The organism is Streptomyces sp. NPDC048001, assembly GCF_043203115.1.
Classification (GTDB): domain Bacteria; phylum Actinomycetota; class Actinomycetes; order Streptomycetales; family Streptomycetaceae; genus Streptomyces; species Streptomyces sanyensis.
In genome coordinates this window covers 86,084-99,537 of the sequence record NZ_JBIDBN010000016.1, presented here as the reverse complement: position 1 = coordinate 99,537, position 13,454 = coordinate 86,084, and the positions used below count along the sequence as shown (strand labels likewise).

At 71.1% G+C, this 13,454-nt stretch carries 10 protein-coding genes; 6 read left to right on the top strand and 4 right to left on the bottom strand.

The window, feature by feature from the left end:
- Positions 1–16 precede the first annotated feature (16 nt).
- On the bottom strand, positions 17–664 hold the full coding sequence (gene grpE, locus ACGF15_RS26460; protein WP_345611657.1) for a nucleotide exchange factor GrpE: 648 nt from the start codon (positions 662–664) through the stop codon (positions 17–19).
- A complete protein-coding gene (gene dnaK / locus ACGF15_RS26455) occupies positions 661–2,508 on the bottom strand; it encodes a molecular chaperone DnaK (protein ID WP_345611660.1) in 1,848 nt (615 codons plus the stop codon). The genes grpE and dnaK overlap by 4 nt, the downstream gene beginning before the upstream one ends.
- A 226-nt stretch (positions 2,509–2,734) precedes the next feature.
- On the opposite strand from dnaK, the gene ACGF15_RS26450 reads away from it, so the two are divergent.
- The 5 genes from ACGF15_RS26450 (at position 2,735) to ACGF15_RS26430 (ending at position 9,316) form a co-directional block, all read left to right on the top strand.
- A complete protein-coding gene (locus tag ACGF15_RS26450) occupies positions 2,735–3,331 on the top strand; it encodes a sugar transferase (protein ID WP_392802515.1) in 597 nt (198 codons plus the stop codon).
- 129 nt (positions 3,332–3,460) lie between these two features.
- Positions 3,461–5,731, top strand: coding sequence for a heterodisulfide reductase-related iron-sulfur binding cluster (locus tag ACGF15_RS26445; protein ID WP_392802512.1), 2,271 nt, complete (start codon positions 3,461–3,463; stop codon positions 5,729–5,731).
- A gap of 337 nt (positions 5,732–6,068) precedes the next feature.
- Positions 6,069–6,962, top strand: a complete 894-nt coding sequence (locus ACGF15_RS26440) for a Yip1 family protein (RefSeq protein ID WP_256522539.1) — start codon at positions 6,069–6,071, stop codon at positions 6,960–6,962.
- A gap of 91 nt (positions 6,963–7,053) precedes the next feature.
- Positions 7,054–7,419: a hypothetical protein gene (locus ACGF15_RS26435; RefSeq protein WP_392802509.1), complete on the top strand. Its 366-nt coding sequence runs from the start codon at positions 7,054–7,056 to the stop codon at positions 7,417–7,419.
- An 88-nt stretch (positions 7,420–7,507) separates the two neighbouring features.
- Positions 7,508–9,316, top strand: coding sequence for an NHL domain-containing thioredoxin family protein (locus ACGF15_RS26430; RefSeq protein WP_392802506.1), 1,809 nt, complete (start codon positions 7,508–7,510; stop codon positions 9,314–9,316).
- 49 nt (positions 9,317–9,365) lie between these two features.
- On the opposite strand, the gene ACGF15_RS26425 is transcribed toward ACGF15_RS26430, so the two are convergent.
- Positions 9,366–10,694: a M18 family aminopeptidase gene (locus ACGF15_RS26425; RefSeq protein ID WP_392802503.1), complete on the bottom strand. Its 1,329-nt coding sequence runs from the start codon at positions 10,692–10,694 to the stop codon at positions 9,366–9,368.
- A 154-nt stretch (positions 10,695–10,848) separates the two neighbouring features.
- The gene (locus ACGF15_RS26420) at positions 10,849–12,675 is read right to left on the bottom strand and encodes an acyl-CoA dehydrogenase (RefSeq protein ID WP_345611677.1); all 1,827 of its coding nucleotides are present in this window, start codon (positions 12,673–12,675) and stop codon (positions 10,849–10,851) included.
- A 218-nt stretch (positions 12,676–12,893) separates the two neighbouring features.
- On the opposite strand from ACGF15_RS26420, the gene ACGF15_RS26415 reads away from it, so the two are divergent.
- The gene (locus ACGF15_RS26415) at positions 12,894–13,340 is read left to right on the top strand and encodes an SseB family protein (RefSeq protein WP_345611679.1); all 447 of its coding nucleotides are present in this window, start codon (positions 12,894–12,896) and stop codon (positions 13,338–13,340) included.
- The last annotated feature ends 114 nt before the right edge of the window (positions 13,341–13,454 follow it).

The window sequence follows — 13,454 nt, the reverse complement described above, 5'->3', positions numbered from 1 at the left end:
CCGGACGTGTCGTGCGTCAGCCCTCCTCGGGGCCACCGCTCTCCTCGTCGGCCTGCTTCTCTTCCTTGCCCGCCGGAGCCGCGCCCGGCTGGGGCTCGGCCACGGCGACCCGCGCGGGGCGGATGGTGCGCTCGCCGATGCGGTACCCCGGCTGGAGCACCGCGACGCATGTGGTCTCGGTGACATCCGGTGCGTAGGAGTGCATCAGGGCCTCGTGCACGGTCGGGTCGAAGGGCTCGCCCTCCTTGCCGAACTGCTGGAGCCCCATCTTGGCGGCCGCGGTCTCCAGGGACTCGGCGACGGACTTGAAACCGCCCACCAGCTCCCCGTGGTCCCGCGCGCGGCCGATGTCGTCGAGCACGGGCAGGAGCTCGGTCAGCAGCGTCGCCGTGGCGATCTCCTTGACCGTGACCCTGTCCCGCTCGACCCGGCGGCGGTAGTTCTGGTACTCGGCCTGCAGCCGCTGGAGGTCGGCGGTGCGCTCGCCGAGCGCACTGCGGACCTGGTCCAGCTGGGCCGTGAGGCCGGCCGTCTGCGCTGCGTCCCCTGCCGGGGCCGCCGTGTCCTCCTTCTCGGGGGACTCGGCGGTCTCCGCGGCGTCGTCGGGTGTGGCGCCCGAGGGGACGTCGGGCTTCTCCTCGAAGCCCGGAGTCTCCTCACTCACGCGGCACCACCCTTGGTGTCCTTCTCGTCGTCCACGATCTCGGCGTCGACGACGTCGTCGTCGGCCTTCGGCTGCTCGCCGCCGGGGGCACCGGCCGCGGCGCCCTCGGGGGCGGCGTTGGCGTAGAGGGCCTGGCCGAGCTTCTGGGAGACGGCCGCGACCTTCTCGGTGGCGGTGCGGATCTCCGCGCTGTCCTCGCCCTTGAGCTTCTCCTTCAGCTCGGCGACGGCGGTCTCGACCTCGGTCTTGACGTCGCCGGGGACCTTGTCCTCGTTGTCCTTGAGGAACTTCTCGGTCTGGTAGACGAGTTGCTCGCCCTGGTTGCGGCTCTCGGCGGCCTCGCGGCGGCGGTGGTCCTCGTCCGCGTACTGCTCGGCCTCCTGGCGCATCCGGTCGACCTCGTCCTTCGGCAGCGAGGAGCCGCCGGTGACGGTCATCTTCTGCTCCTTGCCCGTGCCCAGGTCCTTCGCGGTCACGTGCATGATGCCGTTGGCGTCGATGTCGAAGGAGACCTCGATCTGCGGGACGCCGCGCGGGGCCGGCGGGAGGCCGGTCAGCTCGAACATGCCGAGCTTCTTGTTGTACGCCGCGATCTCGCGCTCGCCCTGGTAGACCTGGATCTGCACCGACGGCTGGTTGTCCTCGGCCGTGGTGAAGATCTCGGACCGCTTGGTCGGGATCGTGGTGTTGCGCTCGATCAGCTTGGTCATGATGCCGCCCTTGGTCTCGATGCCGAGGGACAGCGGGGTGACGTCGAGGAGCAGGACGTCCTTGACCTCGCCCTTGAGGACACCGGCCTGGAGCGAGGCGCCGATGGCGACGACCTCGTCCGGGTTCACGCCCTTGTTGGCCTCCTTGCCGCCGGTCAGCTCCTTGACGAGCTCGGCGACGGCGGGCATGCGGGTGGAACCGCCGACCAGGACCACGTGGTCGATCTCGGACAGCTCGATGCCGGCGTCCTTGATGACGTTGTGGAAGGGGTGCTTGCAGCGCTCCAGCAGGTCCGAGGTGAGCTGCTGGAACTGCGCCCGGGTGAGCTTCTCGTCGAGGTGCAGGGGGCCCTCGGCGGAGGCCGTGATGTACGGCAGGTTGATGGACGTCTCGGTGGAGGACGACAGCTCGATCTTGGCCTTCTCCGCCGCCTCGCGCAGGCGCTGGAGGGCCATCTTGTCCTTGGACAGGTCGACGCCGTGGCCGCTCTGGAACTGCTTGACCAGGTAGTCGACGACGCGCTGGTCCCAGTCGTCACCACCGAGGTGGTTGTCGCCGTTGGTGGCCTTGACCTCCACCACGCCGTCGCCGATCTCCAGCAGCGAGACGTCGAAGGTGCCGCCGCCGAGGTCGAAGACCAGGATCGTCTGGTCGTCCTTGTCGAGGCCGTAGGCGAGCGCGGCCGCGGTCGGCTCGTTGACGATGCGCAGGACGTTCAGGCCCGCGATCTCGCCGGCCTCCTTGGTGGCCTGGCGCTCGGAGTCGTTGAAGTACGCGGGGACGGTGATCACCGCGTCGGTGACCTTCTCGCCCAGGTAGGACTCGGCGTCGCGCTTCAGCTTCTGCAGGATGAAGGCGCTCATCTGCTGCGGGTTGAAGGTCTTGCCGTCGAGCTCGATCTTCCAGTCCGTGCCCATGTGGCGCTTGACGGAGCGGATGGTCCTGTCGACGTTGGTGACCGCCTGGCGCTTGGCGACCTCGCCGACCAGCACCTCGCCGTTCTTGGCGAAGGCGACGACGGACGGCGTGGTCCTGGCGCCCTCGGCGTTGGTGATGACGGTGGGCTCGCCGCCTTCGAGAACGCTGACGACGGAGTTAGTCGTGCCCAGGTCGATGCCGACCGCACGTGCCATTTTCGATTCCTCCAGCTGACCTGACTTGAGTGGATCTGGCTCAAGGATGCATGACGACCCCCGAGGAGTCAACAGACCTGAGTCGAGGGCACTCAACTTTTATCCCGCCCTTACAGGCACCTCCGGCCCTCCGCGTGGCGCATCCCCCGCCCCGTACCCCTCTGCCAGAGTCATACACGGATAAATCGGTCAGGACCTCCTCCCCGACACCGAAGGGCGGGCACCCATGGCAGCCAGGTCGGCCCCGCGCACCCCGCACCCGCCGTCGACGGGCACCGGCCACCCCGTCAAGCGGGCCGTCGACCTCGTGGGGGCCCTGCTCCTGCTGCTGGCGCTGTCACCGCTGGTCCTGGGCGCCGCCGCGGCCGCGGCGGCGTCCGGCGGGCCGGCCCTGCGGCGGAGCGAGCGGCTGGGCCTGGGCGGCCGCACCTTCACGATGCTGACCTTCCGGACCACCCGCGACGGCGCCCTCACCCCGGCCGGGCGGCTGCTGCGCCGCCGCTGCCTCGACGTGCTCCCCCAGCTGGTCAACGTGGTGCGCGGGGAGATGTCCCTGGTCGGCCCCCGGCCGCTGGCGGGCCCCCCGGGACGCACGGCGGCGGCCCGCGCCCGCCTCTCGGTACGCCCCGGCATGACCGGCCTCTGGCAGGTCGGCGGACGCTCGGAGCTGCCCTGGGAGGAAATGGGCGTGCTCGACCTGCATTATGTGGAGCAGCACTGGCTCGGGCTGGACCTGCTGATCCTGATGCGCACGGTGCCCGCGGTGATCCGCGGGCGCCGGCCCGCGCCGGCGGTGCGAGCGGTGCCGGTCAGGGTTGCCTGAGCGACACAGATCACCGCCTGCCCAACTACAGTGCGGCGGAATAACTGGGTAGTCTCAGCACGGACTAAATAAGTTACCGCTTAGTAGTAGTGCCGGACCACCCACCCTCGCAGGCCCGAGGAGCCTCCCATGCAACTCGCCGCGATCATCGTGTCGCTGACCCTGACCGTGGTCGGCGTCGCGCTCATCTCCCGAGCGGTCGCGCAGATCTACCGGTTCGTCACGCTCGGCCAGCCGGTGCCCGCCGGCAGCCGCACGGACGACCCGAAGGCCCGCACGACCACGCTGGTCAAGGAGTTCCTCGGCCACACGCGGATGAACCGCTGGGGCATCGTCGGCTTCGCGCACTGGTTCGTGGCGATCGGATTCCTGACGCTGCCGCCCACCCTGCTCCAGGCCTACGGGCAGCTCTTCCAGGCCGACTGGGTGCTCCCGGTCCTCGGCGGCTTCCTGCCCTTCGAGATGTACATCGAGTTCATCGGCCTGATGACGGTCGTCGGCATCCTCGTGCTGATGGCCATCCGGCTGCTGAGCCTGCCCTCCCGGGCCGGCCGGAAGTCCCGCTTCGCCGGCTCGAAGGCCTGGCAGGCGTACTTCGTCGAGTACGTGATCCTCGTCATCGGCCTGGCCATCCTGGTGCTGCGCGGCCTGGAGGGCGCGATCCACCACGTGGCGGGCTACGAGGCCGCGTACTTCGTGTCGTACCCGCTGGTCCTCGCCTTCGACGGACTGGACCTCGGCACCCTCCAGACGCTGATCTACTTCACCGCCATGGTCAAGATCGGCACCTCGCTGATCTGGATGATCACCGTCTCGCTCAACACCAACATGGGTGTGGCCTGGCACCGCTTCCTCGGCTTCCCGAACATCTGGTTCAAGCGCAACGCCGACGGCGCCTCCGCCCTCGGCGCCCTCCAGCCGATGACCTCCGGCGGCAAGCCCATCGACTTCGAGGACCCGGGCGAGGACGACGTCTACGGCGTCTCCCAGGTCGAGCAGTTCTCCTGGAAGGGCATCCTCGACTTCTCCACCTGCACCGAGTGCGGCCGCTGCCAGTCGCAGTGCCCCGCCTGGAACACCGGCAAGCCGCTCTCCCCCAAGCTCCTGATCATGTCCCTGCGCGACCACGCGCACGCCAAGGCCCCCTACCTGCTGGCCGGCGGCGGCAAGAACACGGAGGGCGAGGAGAGGGCCTCCGAGGAGCAGCTGCGCGACGTGCCCGCGGCCGCACTGGCGGAGGCCGGGCGCCCGCTGATCGGCACCGTCGAGGAGAACGGGGTCATCGACCCGGACGTCCTGTGGTCCTGCACCACCTGCGGCGCCTGCGTCGAGCAGTGCCCCGTCGACATCGAGCACATCGACCACATCGTCGACATGCGCCGCTACCAGGTCATGATCGAGTCCTCGTTCCCGTCCGAGGCGGGCACGATGCTCAAGAACCTGGAGAAGAAGGGCAACCCCTGGGGCCTGGCCAAGAAGCAGCGCGTCGAGTGGACCAAGGAGGTCGACTTCGAGGTCCCGATCGTCGGCAAGGACATCGAGGACCTGAGCGAGGTCGACTACCTCTACTGGGTCGGTTGCGCGGGCGCCCTGGAGGACCGGGCCAAGAAGACCACCAAGGCCTTCGCCGAGCTGCTCCACATCGCGGGCGTGAAGTTCGCGATCATGGGCGGCGACGAGAAGTGCACCGGCGACTCCCCCCGCCGCCTCGGCAACGAGCCGCTCTTCCAGCAGCTCGGCCAGGAGAACGTGGCCATGCTCAACATGGCCTTCGGCGAGGACGACGAGGACGAGTCGACGAAGAAGCCCACGTCGGCCAAGAAGATCGTCGCCACCTGCCCGCACTGCTTCAACACGATCGCCAACGAGTACCCGCAGCTCGGCGGGGAGTTCGAGGTCATCCACCACACCCAGCTGCTCCAGCACCTCATCGACGAGGGCCGGCTGCTCCCCGTCACCCCGGTCGAGGGCCTGATCACCTACCACGACCCCTGCTACCTGGGCCGCCACAACAAGGTCTACACGCCGCCGCGCGAGATCATGGACAAGGTGCCCGGCCTGCGCCAGCAGGAGATGCACCGCCACAAGGAGCGCGGCTTCTGCTGCGGCGCCGGCGGTGCCCGGATGTGGATGGAGGAGCGGATCGGCAAGCGCGTCAACGACGAGCGCGTGGACGAGGCGCTGTCGCTCAACCCCGACATCGTCTCCACCGCCTGCCCGTTCTGCCTCGTGATGCTCACCGACTCGGTGAACGGCAAGAAGAACGACGGCAAGGCGCCCGAGTCCCTGCAGGTGGTCGACGTCGCGCAGCTGCTGCTCGACTCGGTCAGGACCCCGCCGACCGACCCGGAGCCCAAGGCCGAGGCGGAGGACGCCCCGGAGCCGGAGCCGGTGAAGTAGCACCGCGCACCACGCGCACCGCCATGGGCGGGGAGCGGCCGGACCCGCCTCGGGGGCGGGACCGGCCGCTCGTGCCGTTCCCGGCGCGGGACGCCGGACCCGGCGCACGGGGCGACCCGGCCGCCCCGTGCGGCCCGGACGTCCCTCACGACCGCTTCCGGCTCCCCCAGGTCGACTCAGCCGCCCCGTGCGGCCCGGACCCTGCCTGACCTCGGCGGACTCCGGGCCGGTCGCCCCCACGGGCATCCCTTAGGGGATGTCACAGGTCGGCCGCAAAGGCCCCCCGGATCCCCACCCGCGGCCACCGGCGGTGCACGGACCGGGTACGTTCGATGACGTGGCTGGATTCAGGATCGGACGCGGCCGGGACAACCGCACCCCGCAACAACCGCAGGCCCAGGCGCCCCAGGCGCCCGGCCCCTACCAGGGCACGCCTCCGTACGGGCAGCCGCCGCAGTGGCAGCACACCGGCGGACCGCAGGCGTACCGGCAGGGCGGGACGCACGGCGGGAGCGAGGAGCCCGAGTACTTCGGCGAGCCCCACCACCCCGCCCACCAGGGCGGCCACGACCCGTACCGCGCCGCGGCCGACAACCCCGGGCACACGCGGGCCTTCAGCATCCAGGACGACGACGTGTACGGCGACGGCGCCACCTACCGCGCCGGCTCCGCCCCCGCCGCCCCCACCGGCCCGCGGCTGCACTGGAAGCAACTGCTGAGCGGCATCGTGCTGCGCCCCGGCCCCACCTTCCTCCAGATGCGCGACTACCCCGTCTGGGGACCGGCCCTGGTCGTCACCTTCCTCTACGGGCTGCTCGCGCTCTTCGGCTTCGACGAGCCCCGCGAGGAGGTGATCAACGCGACGCTCTCCACGGCCGTCCCGGCGGTGCTGAGCGTGGGCGTGACCTTCGTCGTCGGCGGTCTGATCCTCGGCGCGGTCACCCACACCCTGGCGCGCCAGATCGGGGGCACCGGGTCCTGGCAGCCGACGGTCGGCCTCTCCATGCTGGTCATGTCCCTCACGGACGCCCCGCGGCTCGTCTTCGCGATGTTCCTGGGCGGGGAGAACTCCCTGGTCCAGGTGGTGGGTTGGCTGACCTGGCTGGCCGCGGGCGCGCTGTTCACCTCCATGGTGAGCAAGTCCCACGACCTGCCGTGGCCCAAGGCGCTGGGGGCGTCGGCCATCCAGCTGATCGCCCTGCTGTCGATCATCAAGCTCGGCACCATCTGATCCACCGCCGGGGCGGAGCGGGCCCGGTCGGGTCCTGCCCCGCCGGACCTCCGCGGGTGGAGGCCCGGCGGGGCAGGCCCAAGGAGCGCGCATGGCCCACTACTTCGCCTTCGGCTGCTTCCTGCTGCTGGGCGTCGCCGGCTCACTGGCGGCCCGCACCGGGTACCGGGGCGGGGTCCCCGACCGGGCCAACGGCTACGAGGTCCCGGCCCGTGTGGCGTCCGACCCCGTCCTGCGGGCGCGCGCCAACGGGCTGGTGGCCTTCTGGTGCACCGGGTCCGCGCTGCTGAGCTTCGCTGCGCTGGTGCCGCTGGGAAGGGTGGTCCTGCGCGGCGGGAGCGGGTCCCTCTCCACCCCGGGGCTGGTCGCCCTCGCCCTGTACGGCCTGGTCGTGGTGGTCATGGGGGCCTACCCGTTCGAGAGGATCAAGCACCTCGGCGTATCCGCCGAGCGCTGAACGGCCCGCGCGCCCGGCCGGCCGGGCCGCGCCGCCCCGCCCGCACGGCCGTGATCCGGCGTCCAGGGGCGAATGGCAAGCTTGAACCATGAACGATGCCGCCCCGGCGCCCTCCCCCGCGCCCCGCCGCCGTGCCCGTGTCCGTGCCCCCGAGCTGATCGGCAAGGGCGGCTGGATCAACACCGGGGGGAAGGACCTGAAGCTCGCCGACTTCCGAGGTCGCGTATTGATCTTGGATTTCTGGACCTTCTGCTGCATCAACTGCCTCCATGTGCTGGACGAGCTGCGCGAGCTGGAGGAGAGGCACCGCGACACGGTGGTCGTCGTCGGCGTCCACTCGCCCAAGTTCGTCCACGAGGCCGAGCACCGGGCGGTCGTCGACGCCGTCGAGCGGTACCAGGTGCACCACCCCGTGCTGGACGACCCCGAGCTCGCCACCTGGAAGCAGTACGCCGTGCGCGCCTGGCCCACGCTGGTGGTGATCGACCCCGAGGGGTACGTGGTGGCCCAGCACGCGGGCGAGGGCCATGCTCACGCCATCGAGCGGCTCGTCACGGAGCTGGAGGCCGAGCACGAGGCCAAGGGGACGCTGCGGCGCGGGGACGGTCCGTACGTGCCTCCGGAGCCGGTCGCCACCGACCTGCGCTTCCCCGGCAAGGCGCTGCGGCTGCCCTCGGGCAAGCTGCTGGTCTCGGACTCCACCCGCAGCGAGCTGGTGGAGCTGGAGGCGGACGGCGAGACGGTGGTCCGCCGGGTCGGCCGGGGCGTGTTCAACGAGCCCCAGGGGCTCGCGCTGCTGCCGGACGGCCGGGTGGCGGTCGCCGACACGGTCAACCACGCGATCCGCGCCTTCGACCCGGAGAGCGGGGCCGTGGAACTGCTCGCGGGCACCGGGCGCCAGTGGTGGCAGGGGGAGCCGGTCGCGGGGCCCGCCCGCGAGGTGTCGCTGTCCTCTCCCTGGGACGTGGCCTGGTGGGGTGACCGCCTGTGGATCGCGATGGCGGGCGTCCACCAGCTGTGGACGTACGACCCGGCCGCGGGAACGGTGGCGGTGGCCGCGGGCACGACGAACGAGGGGCTCGTCGACGGCCCTGCGGAGCAGGCGTGGTTCGCGCAGCCCTCGGGGCTCGCGGCGGCCGGGGACCGGCTCTGGATCGCCGACGCGGAGACCTCCGCGCTGCGCTGGATCGACCGGGAGCTCACCGTGCACACGGCCGTGGGCACCGGCCTGTTCGACTTCGGCCACCGGGACGGCGAGGCGGGGCAGGCCCTGCTCCAGCACCCGCTCGGGGTGACCGCCCTGCCGGACGGCTCGGTGGCGGTGAGCGACACCTACAACCACGCGCTGCGCCGCTACGACCCGGTGGCGGACGCGGTGACCACGCTGGCGACGGATCTGCGCGAGCCGAGCGGCGCGGTCCTCGACGGCGAGGAGATCGTGGTCGTGGAGTCCGCCCGGCACCGGCTGACCCGGCTGAGGCTTCCCGAGGAGGCGGTGCGGGTGGACGCGGTCGCCCACCGCACCCGGCGGGCGGCGACGGACGTCGCCCCGGGCACGCTCCGCGTGGACGTGGTCTTCCAGGCCCCGGCGGGCCAGAAGCTGGACACCCGCTACGGCCCGTCGACCCGGTTGCTGGTCTCCTCCACGCCGCCCGGGCTGCTGCGGTCCGGTGAGGGCGCGGGGACGGACCTGAGCCGGGAGGTGGAGGTCGACGCGTCGGTGGGCGAGGGGGTGCTGCACGTCTCGGCGATGGCGGCGTCCTGCGACGACGATCCCGCGAACGCCTATCCGGCCTGCCATGTGCACCAGCAGGACTGGGGCGTGCCCGTGCGGGTGGTCGAGGGCGGCTCGGCCCGGCTGCCGCTGGTCCTGGCGGGCATGGACGCGGAGGCGTAGGGCCGCGCGCCCCCGGCCCCGGTGCGGCGGGGCCGGGGGCGCGCCGGTCTCAGCCCTCCAGGAACGCGACGAGCGCGTTCGCGAGCAGGTGCGGGTCGTCCGCGCCGCACAGCTCGCGGGCGCTGTGCATGGAGAGGATCGCGATGCCGATGTCGACGGTGTGGATGCCGTGGCGGGCGGCCGTGATCGGGCCGATGGTGGTCCCGCAGGGCATCGCGTTGTTGGAGACGAAGGTCTGCCACGGCACGCCGGCCTTCTCGCAGGCGGCGGCGAACACCGCGCGGCCGGAACCGTCGGTGGCGTAGCGCTGGTTGACGTTGACCTTGAGGATGGGGCCGCCGTTGGCGCGCGGGTGGTGCGTGGGGTCGTGGCGCTCGCCGTAGTTGGGGTGGACCGCGTGGCCGGTGTCGGAGGAGAGGCAGACGGTGCCGGCGTAGGCACGGGCGCGGTCCTCCAGGGTGCCCCCGCGGGAGAACACCGAGCGTTCCAGGACGGACCCGAGCAGCGGGCCGTCGGCGCCGGTGTCGGACTGCGAGCCGTTCTCCTCGTGGTCGAAGGCGGCGAGCACGGGGATGCAGGGCAGCTCCTCGGCGCCGCGGCCGGTGGCGGCCGCGCAGAGGGCGGCGGTCCCGGCGTGCACGGAGACCAGGTTGTCCATGCGGGGCCCGGCCACCAGCTCCTGGTCGCGGCCGAGGTAGGCCGGCGGTTCGACGGAGTGGAGCATCAGGTCCCAGCCGGTGGTCTCCCCCTCCGGGACTCCGGACTCCGCCGCCAGGAAGCGGAGGAGGTCGCCCTCCTCGGCCTCGCCGAGCCCCCAGACGGGCTGCATGTGGCGCTGGCGGTCGAGCTTGAGGCCGTCGGTGTTGACCGAGCGGTCGAGGTGGACGGCGAGCTGGGGGACGCGCAGCAGCGGGCGGTCGACGGAGACCAGGCGGTGGGAGCCGTCGCGGAGGGTGAGCCGGCCGGCGATGCCGAGGTCGCGGTCGAGCCAGGTGTTGAGCAGCGTGCCGCCGTAGATCTCGACGGCGATCTGGCGCCAGCCGTGCGAGCCGGTGTCGGGCAGCGGCTTGACCCGCAGGTTGGGGGAGTCGGTGTGGGCGCCGACGATCCTGAAGGGGGTGTGGGCGGCGGCGCCCTCGGGCACGTACCAGGCGATCAGCGCCCCGCCGCGCAGGACGTACCGGCCGCCGGACGAGCCGTCCCAGGCGTCCGTCTCCCTGAGCTGGCGGAACCCCGCCTTCTCCAGGCGCTCGGCGGCTGCCGCGACCGCGTGGTAGGGGGTCGGAGCGGCGCTGAGGAAGGACATCAGGTCGTCCGTGTGGCCGCGGTCGAAGGGGGAGTTCGCGGCCGGTGTGGGGGCGGGTTCGCTGCTGCTCATGTGGTTCACCTTAACGAGGGGCGTGCGGGCGGTGGTTGCCCTGCGCGCTCGCCCCCGGTCGGGAGGCCGTGTGGGCCGCCTGCGGGCAGTTGACATGACAGGGCCGCCGCCCGACGGGTCGGGCGGCGGCCTGGTGCCTGTGTACCGGTAGAGACTAGAACGCGGCCTCGTCCAGGTCCATCAGGGAGCCGTCCACGGTCTCGGCCAGCGAGCGCTCCACGGAGACGCCGGGCAGGACGTTCGCGGCGAAGAACTTCGCGGCGGCGATCTTGCCCTGGTAGAAGGCCCTGTCCTTGGCGGAGGCGGTCTCCAGCTTCTCGGCGGCCACGGCCGCGCCGCGCAGCAGCAGGTAGCCGACGACGACGTCGCCGGAGGCCATCAGCAGGCGGGTGGTGTTGAGGCCGACCTTGTAGATGCTCTTGACGTCCTCGCCGGTGGCGATGAGGTCGTTGGTCATCGTGCCGACGATCGCCTCCAGGTCGACGGCGGCCTTGGCGAGGGCGTCGCGGGCGCCGGCCAGCTCCTCGCCGCCGGTGCCGACCGCGAGGAACTTCTTGATCTCCTCGGAGAGGGTGTTCAGCGCCTGGCCCTGGTCGCGGACGATCTTCCGGAAGAAGTAGTCCTGGCCCTGGATGGCGGTGGTGCCCTCGTAGAGGGTGTCGATCTTGGCGTCCCGGATGTACTGCTCGACCGGGTACTCCTGGAGGTAGCCGGACCCGCCGAAGGTCTGCAGCGACTGGGCGAGCTGCTCGTAGGAGCGCTCGGAGCCGTAGCCCTTGACGATGGGCAGCAGCAGGTCGTTGAGGGCGACCAGGGACTTGGCGTCCTCGCCGGCGGCCTCCTTCAGGGCGATCTCGTCCTGGACGGCGGCGGTGTAGAGGACGAGGGCGCGCATGCCCTCGGCGTACGCCTTCTGCGTCATGAGGGAGCGGCGCACGTCGGGGTGGTGCGTGATGGTGACCTTGGGGGCGGTCTTGTCCATGAAGTTCACCAGGTCCTGGCCCTGGACGCGCTCCTTGGCGTACTCCAGGGCGTTCAGGTAGCCGGTGGAGAGGGTGGCGATGGCCTTCGTGCCGACCATCATCCGGGCGAACTCGATGATCATGAACATCTGGCGGATGCCGTCGTGCTTGTCGCCGATCAGCCAGCCCTTGGCGGGGTGGCGGTCGCCGAAGGTGATCTCGCAGGTGTTGGACGCCTTGAGGCCCATCTTGTGCTCGACGTTGGTCGCGTAGACGCCGTTGCGCTCGCCGAGCTCGCCGGTCTCCCAGTCGAAGTGGTACTTCGGCACGAGGAAGAGGGAGAGGCCCTTGGTGCCCGGACCGGCGCCCTCGGGGCGGGCGAGGACGTAGTGGAGGATGTTCTCCTCCATGTCGTGCTCACCGGAGGTGATGAAGCGCTTCACGCCCTCGATGTGCCAGGAGCCGTCCTCCTGCTGGACGGCCCTGGTGCGGCCGGCGCCGACGTCGGAGCCGGCGTCGGGCTCGGTGAGCACCATGGTGGAGCCCCAGCGCTTGTCGACCGCGATCTGGGCGATCTTCTTCTGGGCCTCGTTGCCCTCCTCGAAGAGGATGCCGGCGAAGGCGGGGCCGGAGGAGTACATCCAGATGGCCGGGTTGGAGCCGAGCAGCAGCTCGGCGTAGGACCACACCAGCGAGCGGGGCGCGGTGGTGCCGCCGATCTCCTCCGGCAGGCCCAGGCGCCAGTACTCGGAGTCCATGAAGGCCTCGTAGCTCTTCCTGAAGGACGCCGGGACGGGCGCGGTGCTGGTGGCCGGGTCGAAGACCGGCGGGTTGCGGTCGGCGTCCGCGAAGGACTCGGCGAGCTCGTTCTCCGCGAGGCGGGCGATCTCCTCGAGGATGGACTTCGCCGTGTCGACGTCCATCTCCTCGAACGGGCCGGTGCCGTACAGCTTGTCGCGCCCGAGGACCTCGAAGAGGTTGAACTCGATGTCGCGGAGATTCGACTTGTAGTGCCCCATGGCGACGGCTCCGTAAGCAATCGGGAGATGGACGGGTGGTCCATGTACCAGTTAGTAGCTTCGATGATGCTACCGACCGGTAATAAGATGCAAGCCCCACCCGGTCATCTGTGACACGGCTCGCGCACCGGACCCGGTTCCCGCGGGCGCCCCGAGGGGTGCGGGCGGAGTGCGGGAGGGGCCCCCGCGGGGCGCTCGCAGTCGGTACCCTTGCGCACATGTACGGCTACGACCAGCCCCCGGGCGCCCAGCAGTACGTGCCGCAGCAGCCCGGTTACGGGCAGCAGCCGCTGTACCCGGAACCGTCGCCGCCCTCCCTCGCCGACGCGGTGCGGGCCTTCACCACCGGGGCGATGTCCGCCGAGGACTTCCAGCAGATCTTCGCCACCTCCAAGGTGTACTGCCCCCGCGGGGACAACCCCGGGTTCCTCGCGCTGCACAACACGCAGCAGCCGGTCATCCCCATGTTCACCTCCCTGAAGCAGCTGCGGAGGTACGCGGGCAAGGAGTCCAAGTACTTCGTGATCACCGGGGCCGAGGTGATCGACCTGCTCCCGACGGGGTACGGCTTCGTCCTCGACATGGAGGGGGAGCACCGCATGGTCTTCGACGCCAAGGCCGTCGAGCAGATGGTGGACTTCGCGATGCGGCGGATGTACGGCTGAGCGACCGCGCGGCGGCCACCGGGCCGGCGCGCGAGGAAAGACGGGACGGCGCCCGGGGAATCCTCCCCGGGCGCTCCGCGTTACCGGTGGCAAGAAGTTCATTCTTCAACTAAT